Consider the following 24,391-nt stretch of genomic DNA (forward strand, 5'->3'; position numbering starts at 1 on the left):
CCGGCTCAGCCGATGGTGGTCAGCCTGGGCAACACCTCGTCGGCGACCCGTCGGGTGAACTCCACCGGGTGCCGGTCCGGGGTGACCTGCACCTCGGTCACGCCGAGCGCCGCGTACTCGGCCACCTCGGCGAGGAACGCGTCCACGTCGGCCAGCGGCGGTCGCATCACGATGACCGTCTTGTCGATGGTGTCGTAGTCGCGGCCCTCGGCGGCGCAGTGCCCGCGCAGCACGTCCAGCTTGTGCGCCACCTCGGCAGGGCTGCTGCCGAACAGGTTGCAGGCGTCGGCGTACCGGGCCACCAGCAGCAGGGTCCTCTTCTCGCCGCTGCCGCCGATCATGACCGGCGGGTGGGGCCGCCGCAGCGGCTGCGGCGAGTTGAGCGTCTCGGCCAACCGGTAGTGCCGGCCCTCGAACGGCCCGTTGTCGTCGCTCCACATCTGCCGGCAGATCCGCAGCGTCTCCTCCAGCCGTTCGAACCGCTCGGCCACCGGCACCACCGGCACCCCGAGGCCGTGCTGCTCGCGCTCGTACCAGGACGCGCCGATGCCGAGCCGGGCCCGGCCGCCGGAGAGCACGTCCAGGGTGGTCACGATCTTGGCGAGCAGCCCCGGGTAGCGGTACATCACGCCGGTGACCAGCACGCCGAGCGTCATCCGCGAGGTCCGCGCCGCGACGAAACCCAGCGTCGTGTACGCCTCCAGCATCGGCTCCTCGGCCGGGGCCATCGCCTCCATCTGGAAGTAGTGGTCCATCACGGTGAACGATGCGACCCCGGCCTCCTCCGCGATCGTCGCGGTCTCGATCAGCGTCGGTGCGATCGCCGCCGGATCGGTCGGGGTCGAGTAGTTCCAGTAGTGCAGTCCGAGTCTCATGCCTCGCCCACCTCCACACCGATCCTAGTGGCGTACGGGGTCACCCGCCCCGGCTGCCGCCGGCGACGCGTCGACGTCCAGCACCGCGCGGGTCAGGGCGGCCAACCCCGTCTCCCAGCGCTCGTCGGGCCAGTCCCGCAGGTGTTCCACCAGGTCGCTGCGCACTGCCGCCAACAGGGCGTGGGCCAGGTAGTCCGCCGACGCGGGGCCGCGCGCCTCGGTGACGAGCGCGACCAGCAGGATGTGCCACTCCTCGTACGACCCGGTGCGGTAGGGGCTGCCGTCGCCTGCGTTCTCCAGCGCCAACGTCAGCACCCGACTGTCCCGTTTGAACCGCACCACCTCGCGGAGCAGGTGCAGGGCACGCTCCGCCGGCGGCCCCGCCGGGGGCGTCGCCGTCAGTGCCGCCCGCAACTGGTCTCCGCGCTGCGCGTACAGGGCCCGGAGCAGCCCCATCCGGTCGCCGAAGCGGCGAAACAGCGTGCCCTTGCCCACTCCGGCGGCGGCGGCGATGTCGTCCATCGAGACCTGGTCGGGGTCGGTCGCGGCATCGAACAACCGATCAGCGGCGGCCAGTACGGCCGTCCGGTTTCGTGCCGCGTCGGCGCGCACCCGCTCTCCCCTCGCAAAACGGACCATCAGTCCGCTACAGTGAAGCGGACCGGCCGTCCGCTATGGTAACCACCCAGCGGGACGGCACCGACGACCAGGGGACAACCGTGTCGAACCCTTCCACCGCCCTGTTCCACCGGGCCATGCACCTGTTGCTCGCCAAGGACATGCCGGGATTCATCGCCCTGTTCGCCGACGACGGCGTCATGGAGTTCCCGTTCGCGCCGGCCGGGCAACCGAGCCGGGTCACCGGCCGGGCCGCCGTGCACGACTACCTCATCGACTATCCGGAGATCCTCGACGTTCGCGAGATCACCGAGGTCACCGTGCACGAGACCACCGATCCGGCGGTGCTCGTCGCCGAGTTCACCGCCGGTGGCGTCGTCGTCGCCAGCAACCGGCCCTACCGCCTGCGGTACATCGCCGTGCTGACCATCCGGGACGGCCACATCGTGCACTACCGCGACTACTGGAACCCGCAGGCCGCACAGGACCTGCTCGACGGCGGGCTGGTGCGCTCGTGATCCTGGTCATCGGCGGCACCGGGACGACCGGCCGGCTCGTCGCCGCCACCCTCGCCGACGCCGGCCGCCCGGTCCGCGTCGCCAGCCGCCGGGCCTGCGCCGGGGACGTCCGCTTCGACTGGTACGACCCCGGCACCCACCACGCCGCACTGGAGGGCGTGACGGGCGTGTACCTGGTCCCACCCGTCGGCGAGGTCGATCCCGCACCGGTCATGCTGCCGTTGCTGGAACTGGCCCGCACCCGGGGAGTGCGGCGGGCCGTCCTGCTCAGCTCCTCGGCGATCGAGGCGGGCACTCCCGGCCTGGGCGAGGTGCAGGCCGGGCTGGGCACGTTCTTCCCCGAGTGGGCGGTGCTGCGGCCCTCCTGGTTCATGGAGAACTTCGTCGGTGACCGTCCGCACGGGGTGAGCGCCCGGGAACGCGGCGAGATCATCAGCGCCACCGGCGACGCCCGGGTCGGCATCGTCGATCCGGCCGACATCGCCGGGGTGGCGGTCCGCGCCCTCACCGATCCGACGTCGCACGACACCGAGCACCTCGTCACCGGCCCCGAACGCCTGAGCTACGCCGACATCGCCGCCGTCCTCACCGACACCGGCGGCCGACCGGTCCGGCACCGTGCCGTCAGCGAGGCCGAGCTCTCGGCGTACCACGAGGCCAACGGCCTGCCAGCCGACTTCGCCCGGTTCCTCGCGAGCCTGGACACGGCGATCGCGGCCGGCGCGGAGGACCGGACCACCAGCACCGTCGCGGACGTGACCGGCCGCCCACCCCGCTCGTTCCGGGACTTCTGCCGCGACCGGCTGCCCGGCGGCCCCCGCTCCGCCCCGGACCGCGCCGGGACACCGACCTGACGGGTCGGCCGGACGACGACCGAGGGTGCCGCCGTCGGGTGCACCCGCACGCGCTGCGGCGATGCTGACCGGTGGCGCGACGGTGCGCGGGGCGGGCGACCCGGTCGTCGCCCGCCCCGCGCCCGGGTCGCTCAGCCGCGCCGCCACTTCTGGTTGGCCCCGCCGGTGCACTCCCAGATGACCAGCCGGGCACCGTCCGCGCTGTTCGCGCCCTGCACGTCGACGCACTTGTCGGCCTGCGGGTTGACCAGGTCACCGGCACCACTGAGGACGAACTGCTGGGCCGGGTTGCCGCTGCACCTGGCCAACTGGACGACCGCTCCGTTGGCGGTCGAGCCCCAGGCCACGTCCATGCACAGCCCGAGCGCCCGCACGGTGCCGTCCCCGGCGAAGGTCCACCGCTGGGCGTTGGTGCCGTTGCAGGTCCACAGTTGCAGGTACTGGCCGTCCACGCCGTTGGAGTTGGGCACGTCGATGCACTTGCCGGCGTACCCGACGAGCTGGCCGGCACCGCCACCGCCGGTGGTGGTCAGCGACAGCCCGTACGCGCCGAGGATCTCGTTGACCGGCTGGTAGACGGTGGTGCCACCGGAGGTGCAGTCGCCACCGGCACCGGAGGTGACGCCCTGCGCCTGGTTGCCGGAGACGAACGCGCCACCCGAGTCGCCGGGCTGGGCGCACGCGCTGCTCGCCACCAGGCCGTACACCAGGGAACCGGAGTAGTTGACCGTGACGTCCCGGGCGGTGATGGTGCCGCACCGCCAGCCAGTGGTCCGGCCGGACCGGCAGACCGCGCTGCCGACGGCGGCCTCCGCCGAGCCGGCCACCGCGGTCGTGCCGCCGTTGTAGGTGTTCACCGTGGGCGTGGCCACCCACGAGGAGTTGGTCTGCACCCAGGCGTAGTCGTTGCCCGGGAAGGACGAGCCCCGGAAGGTGCCCTGCGCGACGCCGCTGCCGCTGGTGGTGCTGCCCGCCCCACCGCAGTGACCGGCGGTGACGAAGCCACCGGCGACGGCGAAGCCGACCGAGCAGAGGGTGTTGTTGTTGATGACGTACTGGTCGCCGCCCCGGATGTCGTAGACCGGGCGGTAGGACTGCGCGGCGACGACCGGTCGGGTCGCGTCGGCGGTGCCGGTGGCCTCGGCGAACGCCCGGGCCGCAGCGGTGTCGGCGGCCTGGATCACCACGCTGTTGCTCGCCGGGTCGACATACCAGGAGTGCACGGCCGGGCCGGCCCGGCCGGCCGCCCGGTCGAGGGTGGCCCGGGCCCGGTCCAGCTCGGCCAGGCTCCGCCGGACCACCTGCGGCTGGGCGCCGGCACGGCGGACCCGGGCGGCGTCGGCGGCCGTGGTCACCCCGACCACCAGGCTGCTCCCGTCCCCCGCGACCCAGGACCCGCCGTACGCGACGCCCAGCTCGGCCCGGAGCCGACGCTCGGTCGACGGCGCAGCGGCCTCGACGACCGTGCGGAGGCGGAGCTGCTCGTCGGTCAGACCGAGATCCCGGCGCAGCGCCGCCCGTTGCCCGGCGGGAAGGCCGGCGGACGGGTCGACGGCGGCCGGCGCGGACGGGTCGGCCGGCGCAGTGACCGGTGCGGCCCCGGCGGGCGCGGCGGCCAGCGCACCGACCAGCGTCGCGGCCCCGAGAACGGCACCCAGGTGACGGATCATTCTGCACCCTCCAGAGCTGTCGACGGATGTGAGAGCGCTCTCAGGCAAGAATATTTACTAATTGAGGGACATCTGTCAATGCGACGTCGCCGGACCGGTCGGCGGTCAGGCCACCAGGCCCGCCGGTTTCCCGAGCGCCCTTCGCATTTCCCTTGATCGGGATTAGGCTCTGCGCAGTCCGGAGTGGACGACCACGGAGGTGCCCATGAAGAAGATGACCGTCCGTCGTACGAGTGCACTGCGTCTGGTGTCCGGCGCCCGCCGGCTCTGGATCGAGTGGTGCTGGTAACTGCCGGCCCGGCGGGCGCCCCCGGGCGCCCGCCCTCGGCGACGCCGGCCCGACCGTGACCGACGAGCCACCGCCCTACGACTGCCACCGTGACCTTGGGCCGTACGCCGGGGTCGCCGACCTGCTCCAGCGGATCGCCGCGGACCGCCCCCGGCTGGCCGCCCGGCACCGCACCGAGCTACGGGCCATCGCGCCCCGGCTCGACCCGGCCGCCCGCGCCGCCGCCGACGAGGCGCCGATCCGGTTCCACCCCGCCCGACGCACCGCCGCCCTGGCCTACGGCGCGACCGAGTTCGTGGCGGCCTGGGCGGGCACCCTGCGCCGACCGGTCACGCTCCGGTTCGTCCACGTCGGCGCGGCCGACGAGACCACCCGCGAGCTGCTCGACGCGCTGGCCGGCCGACTCGGGGCGTACCCGGTGCGGCTGGAACTGTGTGACGACGGCCCAGCCTTGCCGGCCGTCGACCTGAGCCCGGCGGCGCTGCGCACCGCCCTCGGCGAGAGCCTGGCCGGCGGCTTCTACCACCACGCGGCCCGCACCGCCCGACAGGGGCGTGCCCTGGTCACCCCGGCCGACGACCTGCCGCACTGGTGGTCGTTCACCACCGGCCTGGCCACCGCCCTGGCGGCACTGGACCAGGCCACCGAGGCGCTCGACCTCTACCACGAGACCCGGACCGTCACCGACGATCCGAAGATCACCATGTCGGCCGCGTACGCCACCGCGATGCTGTACGCCCGGCACCTGCCGGCCGCCGCCCAGGACCCGGCACGGGCGCGGCACTGGCTGGCGGAGGCGCTCCGGCTCGCCCGCACGGTGCCCGACCCCCGGCAGCGGCTCCTCTCGACGGTCTTCTACGAGCAGGGCGTCGCCCTGCTGGACAGCCGGGCGGGCGAGCCGGAGCGGGCGCTGCGGCTGATCGACGACGGGCTGGCCCGGCTGACGGCGGTGCTCGCCCCCGGTGAACGCCCCCAGGACGTGGCCCGGCTGCGCCACAACCGGGCCCAGGTCCACCTGGCGCTGGGCGACCCGCAACGGGCCCTGGCCGAACTCGACACCGTGATCGGCCACGACCCCGACAACTGCGAGTACTACGTGGACCGGGCCGCCCTGCACCGGGCCGCCGGGCGACACCGGGCCGCGATCCGGGATTACGGCAGCGCGATCCGCCTCGGGCCGCACCTGCCGGAGGCGTACTACAACCGGGCGGTGCTCCAGCAGGAGCGGGGCCGCACCGGGCGGGCCCGCGACGACCTGGACCGGGTGCTGGCCATCGAGCCCGGACACCTCGATGCCCGGATCGCCCTGGTCAACCTGCACCTCGGCCGGGGAGCCCTCGACGTCGCCGAGACGGGGGCGCGGGCCGGGCTGGTGCTGGCCCCGCACGAACCCGCCCTGCTGTGCACCCTCGGGCTGATCCGCTCGGAGCGCGGTGCGGCGGCCGAGGCCGAGGCGCTGTTCAGCCGGGCGTTGGCCGGCGATCCGGAGCTGGTCGAGGCGTGGACGAACCGGGCCGCCGTCCGGTTCGACCGGGGTGCGGTGGCCGACGCCGTGGCCGACCTGGACCGGGCGGTCGCGTTGTCGGCGGCACCGGTGCCCCGCTACAACCGGGGCACCGCGCTGGCCCGGCTGGGCCGGTGGGACGAGGCGGCCCGGGACTTCGCCGCCGCGCTCGCCGCACCCGAGGTGGACCGGTCACTGCGTCGCGAGCTGCGCACCGCACTCGCCCGCTGCCGCCGCACCTCCTGACCGGCCGCACGTGGCGGTGGCGACACCGGGTGGGCAACGACGTCGGGTGCGCGGGGCCGGGCGTCCGCCCGACCCCGCGCACCCCGTGGTCGACCGGTCAGCTGCGCAGGCTCCACTGCTGGTTGGTGCCGCCGTTGCAGGCCCAGAGGATCAACTTGGTGCCGTTGGCCGTACCGGCGGCGTTCGCGTCCAGGCAGAGCCCGGACTGCACGCCGGTGACCGTGCCGTTGGCGTTGACGTTCCACTGCTGGTTGGTGCCGCCGTTGCAGTCCCAGATCACCACCTTGGTGCCGTTGCTGGTGCCCTGCCCGGAGGCGTCCAGGCACTTGTTGCCATAGACCATCAACTGCCGGCTGGCGGTTTGGGTCCACCGCTGGTTGGCCGCGCCGGTGCAGTCCCAGAGCTGGGCCTGGGTGCCGTTGGTGGTGCTGGAACCGGTGACCTCGGCGCACCGGCCGGACTGCACCCCGACGAGCTGCGCGCCCTGCGTCGGCGGGTTGGTGGTGCCCTGCACCCCGGCGTTGGCCATCACGGTCTGCGCTGCCGAGGGCCAGCTGTTGTTGCTGACCACGGTGTTGTTGTTGACGACGTTGCCCCGGTCACCGTTGGTCACGTTGGTGCTGTTGTTGGTCGACCAGTTGTTGGTCACGGTGAAGTTGCCCATGTTCTCGGCGTACCAGTAGTTGGCGGTGGCCCAGGTGCCGGTGGAGGAGAAGACGTTGTTGCGGGCGGTGTAGTAACGGGAGCCCTCGTCGAAGTAGAGCCCGAACCAGCCGTTGGTCCGCAGGCAGTAGTTCTCGTTGATGGTCCCGCCCGGGTTCGCCGACAGCGTGTAGAGGCAGCCACCGTCGGTCATCTGCTGCATCACGTCGTGGATGTAGTTGCCGACGACCTGGTTGTTGGCCGCCGTGGTCGCCGTCGAGTAGCGCGGCTGGTAGTTGTACAGCCCACGGTTGGCGTAGTGCTGGCTGCCGCCCGCGTCGTTCGCGCCCCAGCCGTAGCCCACCGACAGCCCGGTGTACGGCATGTTGTAGACCTCGTTGTGCGACACCAGCGAGGTGTTGACGTACGTCGTCAGGATCGACACCACACCCCGGTACTCCAGTCCGAGGTCGTGCACCCGGTTGTTGCTGATGGTGATGTTCCGGTTGGTCATCCGCTGGTCGCCCGGGTGGTGGGCGTCGGCGCGCACCCCGCCGACGACGATGCCGCCGGCCGAGTTGCGGGCGATCTCGGAGCGGGTGACGGTGATGTTGCTGGCCCCCAGGCCGACCCCGCTGGCGTGCGCGTTGGCGTCGTTGCCGATGCCGATGGCGGTCTGCCCGAGGTTGACGAACTGGGAGTCGCCGAAGGTGATGGTGTTGGCGGCGGAGACCTGCACGGCGGCCGGCATCTGGTTCCAGTTCGGCCGGGTCGCCTCGAACAGCGGGCAGCCCTCCTGGCAGGAGGTGAGCGCGTCGGCCGGGCGGGCCCAGGTGCCGGTGATGTGCGCGCCGGTCTGCTGGTCGGCGAAGCCGTTGCTGCTGCTCGGGCCGAGCCAGCTGGTGCCGGTAAAGGTGATCCCGCTGAACGCGATGTGGTGCGCCGGGGCGTCGTAGCTGCCACCGACGTTCACCAGCGACGACAGCTGCGGCAGCTCCACGCTGACGCTGTTCATGTTCTGCCCGGCCAGCGGGATGTAGTTGAGCTGCCCACTGCCCGGATTCAGGTACCACTCCCCCGGGCTGTCCAGGAACTCGTACGCGTTGGCCAGGTAGAACGGGCCGGCGCGGTGCGGCTTGGACAGGGTGTCGAAGCCGAAGGTGTTGTTGTTCCAGGCCGGCTGCTGCATGGTCAGGAAGTTGCCGCTGATGCTCTGCACCGGCGAGTACCGGTCGGTGAACGAGCCGACGCTCTCCACCTCGACCCGGTTCTGGTTGCCCAGGTTGTTGAGGTAGCTCAACGCGCCGTTGCTGAACCGCATGCCGCTGGTGGTGAAGGTGAAGTCGGCCCGGTTGACGGCGGTCCGCGCCCGGGTGGCGACCGCGCCGTTGACGTAGAGCTGCCGGCTGTCCAGCCCGGCGGGCACGCTCGCCCGCCAGATGTTCTTCCCGGCGTCGACCTGCGACCAGCCGGTGACCGCGCGCGCCCCGCTGAGCTGCGGGCGGGCGGAGGCGGCGGCCCGCCAGGTCACGGTGTAGCCGTTGGTGCCGGAGTCGGCGGCGGTGAACCGCAGCGGCGCGGCCAGCCGGTAGACGCCGTCGGCCAGCTCGACGACGATGTCGCCGGACATCCCGGCGGTACGGGACCGGACGGCGTTCTGCGCCTCGGTCAGCGAGCAGGGCTGGCTGCTGGAGCAGGCGGTGCCGCTGCCGGCGGGGGACGCGTAGAGGGTGGTGGTGGCGGCGAGGGCGGGACCGGCCGGGGCGAGCACGGCGACCGTGGCGGCGAGCGCCGTGGCGGCCAGGCCGGCCAGCACCGGCCCGCGCCGGGCGGGTGATGTCGGGACGGACACGGGTGGGACTCCAATCCTGGTGGGGTGGTGGGGTGCCCCCGGTCGCGGTGGAATCACGCCGCGGCCGGGTCGAGCAGCCCGGCGGCCCGCAGCGCCGGCCACAGCGCCGCCGGGACGTCGGCGTCCGCGCGGGTCAGCGCCTGCGTGACCTGCGCGCGGTTGCGCAGGCCGACGACCGTCGAGACGACTGCGGGAGGGGAGCGGACGAAGGCGAGCGCCGCCTGCGGCAGGGTGACGCCGTACGCCTGGCAGACGTCGGCGATCCGGTGGGCCCGGTCGATCAGCTCCGGTGGGGCCTGTTGGTAGTTGTAGGTGGCGTCGGCCGGGGGCCGGTCCTGCGACAGCAGGCCGGAGTTGTAGACCCCGGCGATGACCACGCCGACGCCCCGGCGTTCGGCGGCGGGCAGCAGGTCGGCCAGCGCCCCCTGTTCCAGCAGGGTGTACCGGCCGGCGCACATCACCACGTCGACGTCGGTCTCCTCGACGAACCGGGTGAGCAGGTGGGACTGGTTCATGCCGGCCCCGATGGCCCCCACCACGCCCTGGTCGCGCAGCTCCACCAGGGCGGGCACCGCCTCGGTGGCGGCCTGCTCCCAGTGGTCGTCGGGGTCGTGCAGGTAGACGACGTCGATCCGGTCCAGGCCGGTGCGGGCCAGGCTGGACTCCAGCGAACGGAGCACGCCGTCGCGGCTGAAGTCCCAGACCCGCCGGTGGTCGGCGGGCACGTCGAAGCCTTCCGGGTCGCGCCGGTGGGCGTCCTGCGGCGACGGTACGAGCAACCGCCCGACCTTCGTCGACACCACGTACTCGTCGCGCGGCCGGGTACGCAGCGCCGCGCCGAGCCGCCGTTCGGACAGGCCGAGCCCGTAGTGCGGTGCGGTGTCGTAGTAGCGCAGGCCACCCGCCCAGGCGGTGTCGACGGCGGCGGTGAACTCCTCGTCGGTGGTGGCCCGGTAGAGGTTGCCGGCCTGCGCCGCGCCGAAGCCCAGCGCGGTGAGGCGTACCGCCGGTCGGCGCGGCAGCGGGCGGGCGTTCACGACGACTCCAGTCGGTAGACCCGCCGGGCGGTGTGCCGCCAGATCGCCGCCCGCTCATCGTCGCCGAGCGGGTCCAGCAGTCCCGCCAGCGTGTCGACCCAGCGTGGGTAGGAGCTGGCGAGCAGGCAGACCGGCCAGTCGGAGCCGAACATCAACCGGTCCGGGCCGAACGCGTCGAGGGCGTGTTCGACGGCGGGGCGCAGGTCCTGCGGTGTCCACGGTGCCCGGTGCACCTCGGTGACCAGGCCGGACAGTTTCGCCGTGGCGTTGGCCGCGCCCGCCAGGGCGTGCAGGTCGCGGGCCCACCCGTCGAGGTCCGTCCCGCCCAGCGCCGGTTTGCCGAGGTGGTCCAGGACGAACCGCACCTCGGGCAGGTCGCGGGCGAGCCGACCGGCCGCGCCCAGTTGGTGCGGCCGCACCAGCAGGTCGAAGGCGAGACCGGCGGCGCCCACCGCGGCTATCCCCCGCCGCACGTCGACCCGGTCGAGGAACGCCGGGTCGGGCTCGTCCTGCACGGAGTAGCGGACGCCGACCAGCAGGTGGCCGCCGCGCGCCGCCCGCAGCCGGCCCAGTCGTTCGGTGACGTCCGGGGCCGTGACGTCCAGCCAGCCGACGACCCCCCGGATGAGCGGATCGTCGGCGGCGACGCCCAGCAGGTCCACCGTCTCCGCCTCGGTGGAGTTGGCCTGCACCAGGACGGTCCCGGTGACCCCGACGGGACGGGTGACCCGGGCCAGGTCGGCCGGGGTGAAGTCGGCGTCGATGGCGGCCATGGTGGCCGGGTCGATCCAGGGTTGCGGGTGCCGGGCCCGGACCCAGAGGTGGTGGTGGGCGTCGACGGTGCCGGGCGGTGCGCTCATCGGCCCAACCATCCGCCGTCGACGGGCAGGACGATGCCGTTGACGTAGTCCGACGCCGGGGAGGCCAGGAACACCGTGGCGCCGGCGAGGTCGTCGGCGTTTCCCCACCGGCCGGTCGGGATGCGGGCCAGGATGGCCCGGTCGCGTTCCGGGTCCTCGCGTAGCGCCCGGGTGTTGTCGGTGGCGATGTAGCCGGGGGCGATGGCGTTGACGTTGACCCCGTGCGCCGCCCACTCGTTGGCCAGCGCCCTGGTCAGCCCGGCGATGCCGGACTTGGAGGCGGCGTATCCGGGGACGGTGATGCCGCCCTGGAAGCTGAGCAGCGACGCGGTGAAGATGATCTTTCCGTGGCCCCGGGCCACCATCGCCCGGCCGATCTCCCGACTCAGCACGAACTGGCTGGTCAGGTTCACCTCGATGACGTGGTCCCACATCTCGTCGGGGTGCTCGGCCGCCGGGGCACGGGCGATGGTGCCGCCGTTGTTGACCAGGATGTCGACCGGGCCGAGGTCGTGCAGGTCACCGACGAGCCGGCGGACCGCGGCCCGGTCGGCCAGGTCGGCGCGCAACGCGGTGAACGAGCGGCCCGCCGCGCGTACCCGGCGCTCCACCTCACTGCCGGTGGCCTCCAGCTGCGCCGAGACCCCGATCACGTCGGCGCCCGCGACGGCCAGCGCCTCGGCCATGGCCAGCCCGATGCCCCGGCGTGCGCCGGTCACCACGGCGGTCCGGCCGGACAGGTCGAACAGGGCGCTCACCGGTGTGCCTCCACCAGCTCGTCGGGCCGGTGGTGCCGGGCGCGGTGGCAGACCACTGCCTGCATGCGTACTCCCTCGTGGGTCGGGGTCAGTTCCTGACGGCGGACGGCAGGCCGTCGTGGTGGTGCGCCGGGGTGCCGGGCAGCGGCGTGACGTACCGCTGCGGCCCGGCGACGATCTGGTCGTTCTCCGCCAGCAGCCGGCGTCCGGCCCGTTCCGGCCGCACGTTGGGTCCGTCGGGTGTGGGCACGTCCGAACGGCGGGGATGGGTACAGATCTCCTCCTCGGCGACCGTGACGCCCAGGCCCGGTGTGTCGCCGAGGACGAACGCCCCGTCCTCGACGTACAGGTCGCGGGTGATCCCGACCGGGGGCCGGAGGTCCTGTAGCTCGCTGACCAGGTGGTTGGGCACCGACGTGGCGGCGTGCAGCAGCCCCACGGGGCTGTTGCCGATCGGGCTGACCGGCAGGTCGTAGGCGTGCGCCAGGGCGGCCACCCGCAGGAAGTGGGTGACCCCCCAGACCGCGGCCATCTGCACGATGTCCACCGCCGCCGCGGCGATCAGCGGCCGGTACTGTTCGAGGCCGGTGAGGTTCTCCCCGGTCGCGACCGACGCCCGGATACCGCGACCGACGACGGCCAGGCCCTCGGCGTCCCACCGTCGGACGGGTTCCTCGATCCAGACGAGGTCCAGGGTACGTTCGAGTTCGCCGACGTGCCGGACGGCCTGCTTGCGGGTCCACGCCTCGTTGACGTCGAGCATCAGGCCGGGGCGCTGCCCCCGACCGGCCTCGGTGAGCACGTCCCGGACCACGTGCAGCCGGTGCCGGTCCCGCTCGATGTCCAGGCCGCCCTTGAGCTTGGCGGCCCGCAGCCCGTGTCGGGCGTAGACCGTGTAGGCCGCCACCAGCTCGTCGTCGTCCAGGCCGATGTCGAGGCCGGACGCGTACGCGGGCACCCGCCGGTCGCGTCCGCCCAGCAGCCGCCAGAGCGGTTGCCCCGCCGACTGGGCCTTGATGTCCCACAGCGCGGTGTCCAACGCCCCGATCGTGCCGAACACCGTGCCGGCGTGGCCCGCCTTGAAGGTCTGCCGCAGCATCCGGTCGTAAAGGGTGGTCACCGCGCGGGGGTCCTCGCCGTCGATCGCGGCGAAGATCCGTTCGAGGTCGGTGTGCGGTCCGAGGCCGACCCCGGTGATGCCCTCGTCGGTCTCGACCACGATGATCGGCACCGTGGTCACCCCGTCGGTGAAGACGCCGTTCGCGTCGCCGACGGGCCGACCCCACTCCTGCACGGTGGTCAGGGTCCGGTATCCGGTGATCCGCATGTCAGCCCTTCGTAGCACCGGCGGCGACACCGTCGGCGATCTGGCGCTGGAGAAAGAGGTAGATCACCAGCACGGGTACGGCGGCGATCAGCACCCCCGCGGCGAAGGTGGGGATGTCGGCGGAGTACTGCCCCCGCAGCGAGGTCACCCCGACCATCAGGGTCCGGTGCTCGGCCGAGGGCATCAGCAGCAACGAGATCAGCACGTCGTTCCAGCAGAACAGCGCGTTGAGGATGCCGACCGACAGCAGGGCCGGGGCGCCCAGCGGCAGCATGATCCGCCGGTAGACACCGTAGACGTCGTTGCCGTCGATCCGGGCCGCGTCGATGATCTCCGGGGGGATGGTCCGGTAGTAGCTGGTCATCAGGAAGATGGTGAAGGGCAGGAACTGCGCCACGTAGGCGAGCACCAGCCCCGGGTAGGTGTCGACGAGACCGGCGTCGGACATGATCCGGGCCAGCGGCACCATGATCACCTGGAACGGCACGAAGAGCGCCGCGAGGCAGCACAGGAAGAGCACCGACGAACCCCGGAAACGCAGCTGGCTCAACGCGAAGCCGGCCATCGACCCGAACAACAGCAGCAGGAGCACCGAGACCGTCACCACGACCACCGAGTTGGTCAGGTAGCGGGCCATCCCGACGCTGTTCCACGCCGCCGCGACGTTGTCCCACCGCAGGGAGTCCACCAGCGAGAAGCGGTCGAGGACGTAGTCGCGGCGGGTCTTCATCGCCACGTTGGCGGTGAAGACCAGGGGGTAGACGGTCGCCAGGGCCAGCACGGCCATCGGCAGGGCCAGCAGCCACCGACCCCACCGGACACGGGACATCACGCCTCCCTCACCGCCCGCCGGAGCAGGCTGATCTGCAGCAGCCCCACCACGAGCATGATGAGGAAGAGCACCGTCGAGGCGGCCGAGGCGAGCGCCGGCCGGTTCATCTGGCCCTGCTGGATCCAGATGTAGTACTCCGGCAGGTAGGTCGACCCCTCCGGGCCGCCGCTGGTCATCACGTAGAGCAGGCCGAACATGGAGGTCAGCATCCCGATCATCGTGGTGACGAAGACGAACTGGATGGTGCGGGCGAGGCTGGGCACGATCACGTGCCGGATGGTCTGGGGCAGCGACGCGCCGTCGACCCGGGCGGCGTCCAGCAGCGAGGCGTCCAGGGTGGCGAAGCCGGCGAGGAACACCACCAGCGCCATCCCGAAGGTCGCCCAGACGTGCACCCCGACCACGACGAACATCGCCACGTCCGGGTCGCCGAGCCAGTCCACCGGCCCGATGCCGACCCCGCCGAGCAGGGCGTTGAGCGGGCCGTCGAAGGCGAGCAGCAGGTTGAAGATGGCCCCGACGATGACCGGGGACAGCACGGCCGGAAAGAAGTAGACGCTGCGGTACAGCCGGTGCCCGGGGACCCGCAGGTAGATGAGGGTCGCGAGCAGGCCGGGGATCGCCACCGCCACCGGCAGCAGCAGCACGAGCAGCCCGACGTTGCCCAGCGCGTCCCGGAACAGCGGGTCTCCGAGCAGCTCCCGGTAGTTGTCCAGGCCGACCATCAGCCCGTCACGGTCGCCGTCACCGGTGAAGGAGAAGTTGACCCCGAGCAGCAGCGGCCAGAACCGCAGCAGCGCGAGGATCAGCAGGGCCGGGGCCAGCAGCACGAAGGGGGCGAGCCGTTCCGCCCGTCGGCCACCCCGGCCGCGCCGCGAGACGGCGGGGGCGGGGGGTACGGATCTCGGCGGCGTCCCGCCGGCCCGGCCGGTCGGGGCCGGACGGACCGACGGTACCGCCTCGGGAACCGGCACGGGGTCAGCCGGCCTGATCGGAGGCGGCCAGCTGCTTCACCGCCTCGTCGACGCTGATCGAGCCGCTCAGCAGTTGCTGGGAGAGCCGGCCCATCAGCTCCAGGGTCTTGGAGGAGAGCGCCACGTGCAGGGCGGGCTTGCCGGCCTTGAGGTCGGCGACGATGGTGGCCACGGCCGGGCCGCCCTGGGACACGTCGATGGTGGTGTCGGCGGCGATCGCCCCGGCGTCGGCGTAGAAGGACTTCAGCGCGTCGGTCGAGGTCAGCGAACGCACCAGGTCGGCGGCGACCCTGGGGTCCTTGGTCCACCTGGCGACCCCGTAGCCGATGCCGCCGTCGTAGGGCAGGCTCGGGGTGGCCCCGGGTACGACGACGGGGGCGCGCATCACGCCGAGCTTCTCGGCGGTGAGGAACTCGCTGAAGTCCTTCCAGTGTCCGACGTCCGACATCAGCCCGATGACGTGGGCGGCCTTCGCGGACTGGAAGATCGCGAAGGAGTCGTTGAACATCGCCGTCGAGTTCGCCCCGTCGCTGTTCAGCTTCGCGTCCTGGGCCTCCTTCCAGAGCGCGAAGATCCGCTTGACGTGCGGCGAGGTCCAGTCCCGCTTGCCGGCGATCCAGTCGTCGTACTCCTGCGCGCTGAACACGCCGGAGCCGAAGGCGGAGAGGAAGAACTGGATGCCGTAGCCCTCCTTGTTGCCGAGGGCGAGGCACTTCGCGCCGGTCTGCCGGGTGATGGTGGCGCAGTCGGCGAGGAACTTCGACCAGGTGGTGGCGGGGCTGGCGGGGTCGAGGCCGGCCTTGTCGTAAAGAGCCCGGTTGTAGTAGATCGGGTGGCCCTGCAGCGTCACCGGGGCGGCGTAGGTCTTGCCGTCCTTGGTGAACGCGTCCCAGCCGGCGAGCCGCTGCCGGTCGTCGGTGAGGTACTCGTCCAGGGGCAGCAGCGCGTCCGCCCGGTCCCGGATCTGGCCGCCCCCGTTGAACAGCATCACGTCCGGCCCCTTGCCGGCCTGGATCGCCGTGCCGAGCAGGGTGTAGTACTGCTCGAAGGGCTGGGCGACGAACTCGACGGTGACGTCGGGGTGCTTCCTGGCGAAGTCGGCCTTCGCCTTCTCCAGGTACGCCCGGGCGGACGCCTCGCCGGACTTCCAGTCCCAGACGACCAGCTTCCCGTCCGCCCCGCCGGACGGGGAACGCGTCCCGCCGGCGCTCCCGCAGCCGGCCAGCGCCAATGCCGCGACGAGAACGGCTGACCACACTGCTCGGTGCTTCATCGCTGCTCACTTTCGACGTCGGCCGACCCCGCTGAATCGAGACACTTGGATTGACGAGAAAGTAACTCGTATGACGTATGACGTCAACACTGGGACGTAGAATTCGCCGCAGGCAGGTCGTGGCGCGGTCCGCGGAATCCACTGGAGGGGACATGACGGCACGGGAGATCACCCTGAACACGGCAACGCCCCCGAGCTGGGCACGACGACCCGCCAACCTCGCGACCGCCGTCACCGCCGAACTGGTGGGACGCATCGTACGCGGAGTTCACCCGCCCGGCGCCCCACTGCCTCCCGAGCCGGCGCTGTGCGAGGCGTTCTCGGTGAGCCGCACGGTCGTCCGGGAGGCCGTGAAGATCCTCCAGGAGAAGGGCCTGGTGCAGGTCCGCCAGGGCAGCGGCACCATCGTCACCCCACCGTCGATGTGGGACATGCTCGACGAACTCGTGCTCTCCGCGACGATCGCCGAGGACGACAGCCTGACCATTCTCGACGACCTGGTGGCCACCCGGCGGGTGCTGGAGTCCGACATGGCCAACGTCGCCGCCCGGCTGGCCGACCAGGAGACCGTCGACCGGCTGCGTGCCCTGGTCGACCGGATGGACGAGCTGGTCGACGACCAGGTCGCCTACCACGAGCACGACCGGGCGTTCCACGACGTGATCATGCAGGCGTCCGGCAACCGGATCGCCAGGGGCGTGGTGCGGTCACTGGAGAGCCAGGTGGTCAACACCGCCCGCTACATGGGCCGCTCCGAACGGGCGCTGTGCGTGGCCTCCAACCGGGGACACCGGCGCATCTACGAGCGCATCGCGGCCCACGACCCGGACGGCGCCGCCGCGGCCATGGTCACCCACATCACCGAGGCCTGGCTGGTCCGGCGCGGCGGACCGGACACCGGGCGATTGGTGCGCTGACCCCCGGCGGCGGGTGGATCACCCGTCGCTCCCGCCCGGCGGACCGGGCCCGCAGGGGGACCCCGATGACGCCCGCGTAACCAACGAACGTCAATGGCTTGCGGGTGTTAACGATAACAAGATACCGTCGGCCGCGGGAGCGAAGGGCACGCCTCCCCCGCTCCACCCCCGGGATCCGGGCGGCGGAGCGGAGTGCGGGCACGGGCGACGTCGGTGGGACACCTCCGGGCACCTCCGTGGACGCTGCGCGCCGCCGGGTCGCATCGACACCTCGACACACCCGGATCCCCCGGCGCACGTCGTCCACCGCCACCGTGGGGTCCTGACACGACCGCGCGCCGACTGCGGTGCCGTCCCTGGCAGGCCGGGAGCGCGATCGCCGACCGTGACGCCACACCCGCGTACCCGCACGGCGGGCAGTCCGGACGAGTCCCGACAGCACCGGCTCACCGGCCGGGGCGTCGGCGGAGTCCGGGCAGGCCACCGAGGCGTGACGCCCCACGACACGCATCGCCCATACTGGGAGGTACTGGTGAAACCCGCACTGCCACCCCTGACCCGACTGCGGCGCTCCTTCGCCTGGTTGACGGCCCTGCTCCTGGTCTCGACCCTGCTCCCGGCCGGCACCGCGAAGGCCGACAACCCCATCGTCCAGCACATCTACACCGCCGACCCGGCCCCGCTGGTGCACAACGGCCGGGTGTACCTCTACACCGGCCACGACGAGGACGGCTCGACCTGGTTCACCATGAAGGAGTGGCGGGTCTGGTCCTCCGCCGACATGGTCAACTGGACCGACCACGGCTCGCCGCTCAACGTCGGCACCTTCAGCTGGGCGAAGGCGGACGCCTGGGCGGGCCAGGTCATCGCCCGCAACGGCAAGTTCTACTGGTACGTGCCGGTGACCGCGAAGTCGACCAACTCGATGGCCATCGGGGTGGCGGTGAGCGACAGCCCCACCGGCCCGTTCCGGGATGCCATCGGCCGCCCGCTGGCGGCCAACGGCGAGATCGACCCGACCGTCTTCATCGACGACGACGGGCAAGCGTACCTCTACTGGGGCAACCCCAACCTGTGGTACGTCAAGCTGAACGCCGACATGATCTCGTACTCCGGCAGTGTCACCAAGATTCCGCTGACCACCGCCGGATACGGCACCCGCAACGGCAACGCCACCCGACCCACCCTCTACGAGGAGGGCCCCTGGGTCTTCAAGCGCAACGGGACCTACTACAACGTCTTCGCCGCCGAGTGCTGCAGCGAGTTCATCGGCTACTCCACGGCGCCCGGCCCCACCGGGCCGTGGACCTACCGGGGCACGGTCATGCCCCGCCAGGGCGGCAGCTTCACCAACCATGCCGGAATCGTCGACTTCAACGGCGGGTCGTACTTCTTCTACCACAACGGCGCGCTGCCCGGCGGTGGCGGCTACACCCGGTCGGTCGCGGTGGAGAAGTTCACCTACGGCACCAATGGCACCATCCCGACGATCAACATGAGCAGCACCGGCGCACCGCAGATCGGCACGCTCAACCCGTACGTGCGGCAGGAGGCCGAGACGATCGCCTGGGGCTCCGGCATCGAGACCGAGGCGTCCAGCGAGGGCGGGATGAACGTCGGCTTCATCGAGAACGGCGACTACATCAAGGTCAAGGGGGTCGGCTTCGGTACCGGTGCGACGTCCTTCAACGCCCGGGTGGCCTCGGCCGGCAGCGGCGGCACCATCGAGGTCCGGCTGGACAGCACCACCGGCACCCGGGTGGCGAGCTGCTCCGTGCCGGTCACCGGCGGCTGGCAGAACTGGCAGACCGTCTCCTGCCCGGTGTCCGGCGCGACCGGCACCCACGACATGTACCTGCGGTTCACCGGCGGCAGCGGCACCCTGTTCAACGTCAACTGGTGGCAGTTCAACGGCAGCGGCACCACCCCGACGCCCACCCCGACCGCGACGCCCACCACGACGCCCACCGCGACCCCCACCCCCACCCCGACGACCCCGGCCCCGACGACGCCGGCTCCGACGACCCCCTCCGGGCGGTCCTGCGCGGCCACCAACACCGTGGTCAACACCTGGCAGGGCGGCTTCGAGGGCAAGCTGACCATCACCAACGGGTCCGCCCCGATCACCGGCTGGCGGGTGAGCTTCACCCTGCCCAGCGGGCAGACGGTGGCCCAGGCGTGGAACGGCACCCTGACCCAGCAGGGCAACCAGGTGACCGTCACCAACGCCGCCTACAACGGGCAGCTCGGAGCCGGCGGCTCCACCACCGTCGGCTATATCAGCTCGACCACCGGCAGCAACCAGCCACCGACCGACCTGACCTGCACCCCCGCGTGACCCCGTCGCGCGGCTGACAGTCACGCCGGCCCGCTCCGCCCCACCGGGGCGGGCCGGCACCCCACCACCGACACCCACTACTCACCCGGACGGGCGCCAGCCCGTGATCCGGTCCACTGGAGGTTCCCATGTCCCCGTCCCTCAACCGACGCCAACTTCTCCAGGCCGCCGGCGCCACCGCGCTCGTCTCCGCCGCGGGTGGCACCCTACTCGGATCCGGGCCGGCCGCCGCGGCGCTGGTGGTCCCCCCGGCCCGATCGGACCTCGGTGTCTCCGCGTACCCGTTCGAGCTGGGGCAGGTCCGGCTGACCGCCGGCCGGCTGCTGGACAACCAGAACCGGACACTGAGCTACCTGCGGTTCGTCGACGTCGACCGGATGCTCCGCAACTTCCGGGCCAACCACCGCCTCGGCACCAACAACGCCGCCTCCAACGGTGGCTGGGACGCGCCGTCGTTCCCGTTCCGCACCCACATGCAGGGGCACTTCCTGACCGCCTGGGCGCAGGCGTACGCGGTGCTGGGCGACACCACCTGCCGGGACAAGGCGAACTACATGGTGGCCGAGCTGGCCAAGTGCCAGGCCAACAACGGCGCGGCCGGATTCACCGCCGGCTACCTGTCCGGCTTCCCGGAGTCCGACTTCGCGGCCCTGGAGGCCCGGACGCTGTCCAACGGCAACGTGCCCTACTACTGCATCCACAAGACCCTCATGGGGCTGCTCGACGTGTGGCGCTACATCGGCAACACGCAGGCCCGCTCGGTGCTGCTGGCGCTGGCCGGCTGGGTCGACACCCGCACGTCGCGGCTGAGCTACAACCAGATGCAGTCGATGCTGGAGACCGAGTTCGGCGGCATGAACGAGGCGTTGACCGACATCTACCAGCACACCGGCGACGGGCGTTGGCTGACCGTCGCCCAGCGGTTCGACCACGCAGGCGTGTTCAACCCGCTCGCCAGCAACTCCGACCAGCTCAACGGCAAGCACGCCAACACCCAGGTGCCCAAGTGGATCGGCGCGGCGCGGGAGTTCAAGGCGACCGGCACCACGCGCTACCGGGACATCGCCAGCAACGCGTGGAACATGACCGTCAACGCGCACACCTACGTCATCGGCGGCAACAGCCAGGCCGAGCACTTCCGGCCGCCGAACGCGATCGCCGGGTACCTGACCAACGACACCTGCGAGCACTGCAACACCCACAACATGCTCAAGCTGACCCGGGAGCTGTGGCTGCTCGACCCGAACCGGGTCGCGTACTTCGACTTCTACGAGCGTGCCCTGCTCAACCATGTCGTCGGCGCGCAGAACCCGGCCGACGGGCACGGCCACGTCACCTACTTCACCCCGCTCAAGCCGGGTGGCCGACGGGGCGTCGGGCCGGCCTGGGGCGGCGGCACCTTCAGCACCGACTACAACTCGTTCTGGTGCTGCCAGGGCACCGGCATCGAGGCCAACACCAAGCTGATGGACTCGATCTACTTCTACAACGACACCACGCTGACGGTGAACCTGTTCGTTCCGTCGGTGCTGACCTGGTCGCAGCGCGGGATCACGGTCACCCAGAGCACCAGCTACCCGGCGAGCGACACCAGCACGCTCACCCTCTCCGGGTCGATGAGCGGCTCGTGGGGCATCCGGGTGCGGATCCCGGCCTGGGCCACCGGCGCGACGATCGCCGTCAACGGCGAGACGCAGAACGTCGCCACCAACCCCGGCAGCTACGCCACGGTCACCCGCACCTGGGCGGCCGGCGACACCGTCACCGTACGGCTGCCGATGAAGGTCGTCGTGCAGCAGGCCAACGACAACGCCAACGTCGGCGCCCTCACCTACGGGCCGGCGGTGCTGGCCGGCAACTACGGCAACACCACCCTGAACTCCCTGCCGTCGCTCAACGTCTCGTCGGTCACCCGGACCAGCACCAGCACGCTGGCGTTCACCGCCACCGCCAACGGGTCCACGGTCAACGTCGGGCCGTTCTACGACGCCCACGGCTTCAACTACACGGTCTACTGGAGCACCACCGGGGGCGGCAACCCCGGTGGCGGCAGCTCGCGGCTCGTCAACGTCGGCAGCGGCCTGGTCCTCGGCATCCAGAACATGTCCACCGCCGACGGCGGGCTCGCCCTCCAGTGGGGTGACACCGGCACCGCCGACCACAACTGGGTGGTGGTGACCGACGGCGACGCCGTCCGGTTCCGCAACGTCAACAGCGGCAAGGTCCTCGGCGTGGAGAACATGTCCACCGCCGACAACGCCCGCGTCCTGCAGTGGGCGGACAACGGCACCGCCGACCACCGGTGGACCCTGCTGAACCAGGGTGACGGCACCTACAAGATCCGCAACGTCAACAGCGGGAAGCTGCTCGGCATCCTCAACGGCTCGACCGCGCAGGGCGCCCAGGCCGTACAGGACTCCGACAACGGCAGCGCGGACAACCGGTGGCGGATCGTCGCCAACCAGTAGCGGTTGGCCTGGACCGGCCGCAGGTCCGCCACCGCCGGCGAGACGGCGGCGGACCTGCGGCCTGACGAATGGGGCTGCCCCGATCGGGGCAGCCCCATTCCGTTTGCACCTGAACCCGGCACGGACCGGAGCCGGCACGAACCCGGAGCCTGGCCGCCGGGGCCGCCCGTGCCGACCGGGCCCGCTGGGCGGTCCGACGGTACGGGCGGCCCCGGCGTCTGCCGGCCGCGACCGGGTGGGTCAGGGGGTGGTCAGCTGGAACTGGCGGATCGTGCTGGTGCCACCGAGGGCCTGGGTGGCGTGGTTGAAGATGGCGAAGCGGTAGCCCATGAAGAACTGCCAGTTGCTGTCGAGGGTGAGCGCGTTACCCAGGGCGGTGAAGTTGGTGCCGTCGGTGCTGTAGGAGAACCGGGCCTGCCGGCCGGAGCCGGGCCGGATGTCGGCGGTGGCCCGTAGCCAGATGCGTCCCCCGCTGACCGGGGCGGAGGCGATCTCCGAACCGGTGTTGGTGGTCCGCCAGCTGCCGTCCATGGTGAGGTTGTTGGTCATCGACACCCGGGTCGCGCCGTTGTCCCGGCGGACGCCGATCCAGGCCGACGAGTTGCGCAGCACCGCCAGCCCGGTCCGGTCGCCGTCGCGCAGCGCCGAGTAGTCGAGTTCGACGGTGGCGGTGGAGGTCGGCCCCTGGATCCGGTGGGTCACCGTGTTCCGGGCGCTGTAGAGGTCGTTGGTGACGGTGGCGGTCTGCAGGCGCAGGCCGTTGTTCACCGACCACTTGGTGTTGTCCGGGTTGTGGTTCCACTCCCACTGCGGGCCGAGGGTGCTGCCGCTGAAGGTGTCGGTGCCGGTCAACGGCTTGACCGGTCGGGTCGGCAGCGGGTTCGGGTACGACGTGCCCCAGCCGCCGTTGACCGTCTGGATCTGCGGCCAGCCGTCGGCGGTCCAGGTGATCGGGGCCAGTGCCGGCACCCGCCCACCGGGGTAGGCGTCCACGAAGGACATGTAGTACCACTGGCCGGCCGGGGTCTGCACCAGACCGCCCTGGTGCGGCACGCCGCCGCCGGAGATCGGGCCGGGCATGTTGAGCAGCACCTGCCGCATCTCGTACGGGCCGAACGGGCTCGACGACTTCAGCACGTACTGGCCGTTGGCCGGCCGGGTGAGCCAGATGTAGTAGCTGCCGTTGCGCTTGTAGAACCGGGCCCCCTCCAGGGTGCCCACGCTCGACGGGGTGGAGAAGACCTGCTGGCTGCGGACCTCGCTCTTGCCGTCGGCGGACAGCTGCGCGACGCTGATCTGGCTGTTGCCGTAGGCGACGTACATGGTGTCGTTGTCGTCGACCAGCATGCCGGCGTCGTAGTAGCACTTGTTGATGGTGGAGTGCTGGTTCCAGGCCCCGTCGACGGCGGCGGCGGTGTAGATGTAGGTCTTGGCGAAGTCGATGCAGCCGGCCCAGTAGTAGGTGCGGTTGCTCGGGCGGTAGTTCAGCGTCGACGCCCAGATCCCGTTGACGTACGCCCGCCCGCCGGACATGTCATACTTCGCGCCGAAGTCGAGCTTGGGCACCGAGTGCCCGGCGAACTCCCAGTTGACCAGGTCGTAGGAGCGCAGGATCGGGGCGCCCGGCGAGTAGTGCATGGTCGAGGCGGACAGGTAGAACGCGTCGCCGACCCGGATGATGTCGACGTCGGCGAAGTCCTGCCACACCACCGGGTTGGTGAACGAGCCGCTCGCCGGTGGCGTGGTGGGTGGCGGCGTGGTCGGGGTGCTGCCGCCGTCGACGCGGACGAGCTGCCACTGCTGGTTGGTGCCACCCCAGTCGGAGTACTGGACGATGTTGCCGCCGTCGGCGGTGGAGGCGTTCTGCACCTCGACCGCCTTGCCGCTGTTGCGGTTGAGCAGCCGGACGTAGCCGTCGGCCGAGTCGGCGAGCCGGAACTGCTGGTTGGTGCCGTTGCCGTCGGTCCACTGCACGATCGCCGCGCCGTCGGCGGTGGAGAGGTTGTAGACGTCGAGGACCTTGCCCGAGAGCCGCGACTTCAACCGGTAGTAGCCGCCGCCGGAGTCGACGAACTGCCACTGCTGGTTGGTGCCGTCGCCGCGGGTCCACTGGGTGATCCGCGCGCCGTCGTTGGTGGCGAAGTTGTACACGTCCAGCGCCTTGCCGCTGTTGCGGTTGACCAGCACGTACCAGGCGGTGGTGTCCACCGTCGCCGCCGCCGCGCCGGTCGACTGGACCACGACGAGACCACCGCCGACCAGCAGCGTCAGCAGGGCGGCGACGACCCGTGACCACCAGCCGCGCCGTCGCCGGACCGCGATCGGCACCTCTCCCATGGCTACCATGACCCTCCCTCACCAACGGTCGATCGACGGGGGCCCTGGGTCCGGCCCGGGGCCACCGTCGTCGCATTGTTCGAAGCCTGCCGATGTCAACGTTCACCTCGGCGGCGCGTCCGCGATGGCGCACGACGCGGTACAGCGACAGGTCGGGGGTGCCGACCAGCCGCTGCGGGAACGGCTTCAGCTATCCATAGAC

General features: G+C 71.7%; 18 protein-coding genes. 6 read left to right on the plus strand and 12 right to left on the minus strand.

Annotated features, from left to right (window positions below; all coding sequences use genetic code 11):
- Positions 1 to 5: 5 nt before the first annotated feature.
- Together ACQP2H_RS18245 and ACQP2H_RS18250 are read right to left on the minus strand one after the other, a co-directional pair.
- Positions 6 to 875, minus strand: coding sequence for an LLM class F420-dependent oxidoreductase (locus ACQP2H_RS18245; protein ID WP_219462870.1), 870 nt, complete (start codon positions 873 to 875; stop codon positions 6 to 8).
- A gap of 24 nt (positions 876 to 899) precedes the next feature.
- Positions 900 to 1,487 (minus strand): TetR/AcrR family transcriptional regulator, encoded by a 588-nt coding sequence (locus ACQP2H_RS18250; RefSeq protein WP_433228182.1) that lies wholly within the window; start codon positions 1,485 to 1,487, stop codon positions 900 to 902.
- A gap of 107 nt (positions 1,488 to 1,594) precedes the next feature.
- On the opposite strand from ACQP2H_RS18250, the gene ACQP2H_RS18255 reads away from it, so the two are divergent.
- Entirely contained in the window at positions 1,595 to 2,011 is a 417-nt protein-coding gene (locus ACQP2H_RS18255; protein ID WP_433228184.1) for a nuclear transport factor 2 family protein, read from the plus strand.
- Complete coding sequence (locus ACQP2H_RS18260) at positions 2,008 to 2,865, plus strand: NAD-dependent epimerase/dehydratase family protein (RefSeq protein WP_433228186.1); 858 nt, start codon at positions 2,008 to 2,010, stop codon at positions 2,863 to 2,865. Before ACQP2H_RS18255 ends, ACQP2H_RS18260 begins: the two co-directional genes overlap by 4 nt.
- 131 nt (positions 2,866 to 2,996) lie before the next feature.
- Here the strand turns inward: ACQP2H_RS18260 and ACQP2H_RS18265 are convergent, their stop codons facing one another.
- A complete protein-coding gene (locus tag ACQP2H_RS18265; protein ID WP_219462877.1) occupies positions 2,997 to 4,535 on the minus strand; it encodes a ricin-type beta-trefoil lectin domain protein in 1,539 nt (512 codons plus the stop codon).
- A gap of 344 nt (positions 4,536 to 4,879) precedes the next feature.
- Here ACQP2H_RS18265 and ACQP2H_RS18270 point away from each other — a divergent pair, with 344 nt between their 5' ends.
- Positions 4,880 to 6,574, plus strand: a complete 1,695-nt coding sequence (locus ACQP2H_RS18270; RefSeq protein WP_433228189.1) for a tetratricopeptide repeat protein — start codon at positions 4,880 to 4,882, stop codon at positions 6,572 to 6,574.
- A 97-nt stretch (positions 6,575 to 6,671) separates the two neighbouring features.
- Here ACQP2H_RS18270 and ACQP2H_RS18275 read toward each other — a convergent pair whose 3' ends face one another.
- From ACQP2H_RS18275 to ACQP2H_RS18310, 8 genes are all read right to left on the minus strand, one after another.
- A complete protein-coding gene (locus tag ACQP2H_RS18275) occupies positions 6,672 to 9,068 on the minus strand; it encodes a ricin-type beta-trefoil lectin domain protein (protein ID WP_219462880.1) in 2,397 nt (798 codons plus the stop codon).
- Positions 9,069 to 9,121: 53 nt separating this feature from the next.
- Complete coding sequence (locus tag ACQP2H_RS18280) at positions 9,122 to 10,105, minus strand: aldo/keto reductase (RefSeq protein ID WP_219462882.1); 984 nt, start codon at positions 10,103 to 10,105, stop codon at positions 9,122 to 9,124.
- The gene (locus ACQP2H_RS18285) at positions 10,102 to 10,965 is read right to left on the minus strand and encodes an amidohydrolase family protein (RefSeq protein ID WP_363822721.1); all 864 of its coding nucleotides are present in this window, start codon (positions 10,963 to 10,965) and stop codon (positions 10,102 to 10,104) included. Before ACQP2H_RS18285 ends, ACQP2H_RS18280 begins: the two co-directional genes overlap by 4 nt.
- Positions 10,962 to 11,723 (minus strand): SDR family NAD(P)-dependent oxidoreductase, encoded by a 762-nt coding sequence (locus ACQP2H_RS18290; RefSeq protein WP_219462885.1) that lies wholly within the window; start codon positions 11,721 to 11,723, stop codon positions 10,962 to 10,964. Before ACQP2H_RS18290 ends, ACQP2H_RS18285 begins: the two co-directional genes overlap by 4 nt.
- 88 nt (positions 11,724 to 11,811) lie before the next feature.
- Positions 11,812 to 13,050 (minus strand): mandelate racemase/muconate lactonizing enzyme family protein, encoded by a 1,239-nt coding sequence (locus ACQP2H_RS18295; protein ID WP_433228192.1) that lies wholly within the window; start codon positions 13,048 to 13,050, stop codon positions 11,812 to 11,814.
- A gap of 1 nt (position 13,051) precedes the next feature.
- On the minus strand, positions 13,052 to 13,879 hold the full coding sequence (locus ACQP2H_RS18300; RefSeq protein ID WP_208566746.1) for a carbohydrate ABC transporter permease: 828 nt from the start codon (positions 13,877 to 13,879) through the stop codon (positions 13,052 to 13,054).
- Positions 13,879 to 14,856 (minus strand): carbohydrate ABC transporter permease, encoded by a 978-nt coding sequence (locus tag ACQP2H_RS18305; protein ID WP_433228194.1) that lies wholly within the window; start codon positions 14,854 to 14,856, stop codon positions 13,879 to 13,881. The genes ACQP2H_RS18300 and ACQP2H_RS18305 overlap by 1 nt, the downstream gene beginning before the upstream one ends.
- A 4-nt stretch (positions 14,857 to 14,860) precedes the next feature.
- Positions 14,861 to 16,129, minus strand: coding sequence for an ABC transporter substrate-binding protein (locus tag ACQP2H_RS18310; RefSeq protein WP_219462889.1), 1,269 nt, complete (start codon positions 16,127 to 16,129; stop codon positions 14,861 to 14,863).
- A gap of 152 nt (positions 16,130 to 16,281) precedes the next feature.
- On the opposite strand from ACQP2H_RS18310, the gene ACQP2H_RS18315 reads away from it, so the two are divergent.
- From ACQP2H_RS18315 to ACQP2H_RS18325, 3 genes are all read left to right on the plus strand, one after another.
- A complete protein-coding gene (locus ACQP2H_RS18315) occupies positions 16,282 to 17,046 on the plus strand; it encodes a FadR/GntR family transcriptional regulator (RefSeq protein WP_219462891.1) in 765 nt (254 codons plus the stop codon).
- A 583-nt stretch (positions 17,047 to 17,629) separates the two neighbouring features.
- The gene (locus ACQP2H_RS18320; protein ID WP_433233591.1) at positions 17,630 to 19,384 is read left to right on the plus strand and encodes a family 43 glycosylhydrolase; all 1,755 of its coding nucleotides are present in this window, start codon (positions 17,630 to 17,632) and stop codon (positions 19,382 to 19,384) included.
- Between the two features lie 128 nt (positions 19,385 to 19,512).
- The gene (locus ACQP2H_RS18325) at positions 19,513 to 21,852 is read left to right on the plus strand and encodes a beta-L-arabinofuranosidase domain-containing protein (RefSeq protein ID WP_433228197.1); all 2,340 of its coding nucleotides are present in this window, start codon (positions 19,513 to 19,515) and stop codon (positions 21,850 to 21,852) included.
- Between the two features lie 240 nt (positions 21,853 to 22,092).
- Here the strand turns inward: ACQP2H_RS18325 and ACQP2H_RS18330 are convergent, their stop codons facing one another.
- Positions 22,093 to 24,198 (minus strand): family 43 glycosylhydrolase, encoded by a 2,106-nt coding sequence (locus ACQP2H_RS18330; protein WP_219462895.1) that lies wholly within the window; start codon positions 24,196 to 24,198, stop codon positions 22,093 to 22,095.
- Positions 24,199 to 24,391 lie beyond the last annotated feature (193 nt).

This window comes from Micromonospora sp. CA-248260 (genome assembly GCF_050942205.1).
Lineage (GTDB): Bacteria > Actinomycetota > Actinomycetes > Mycobacteriales > Micromonosporaceae > Micromonospora > Micromonospora antibiotica.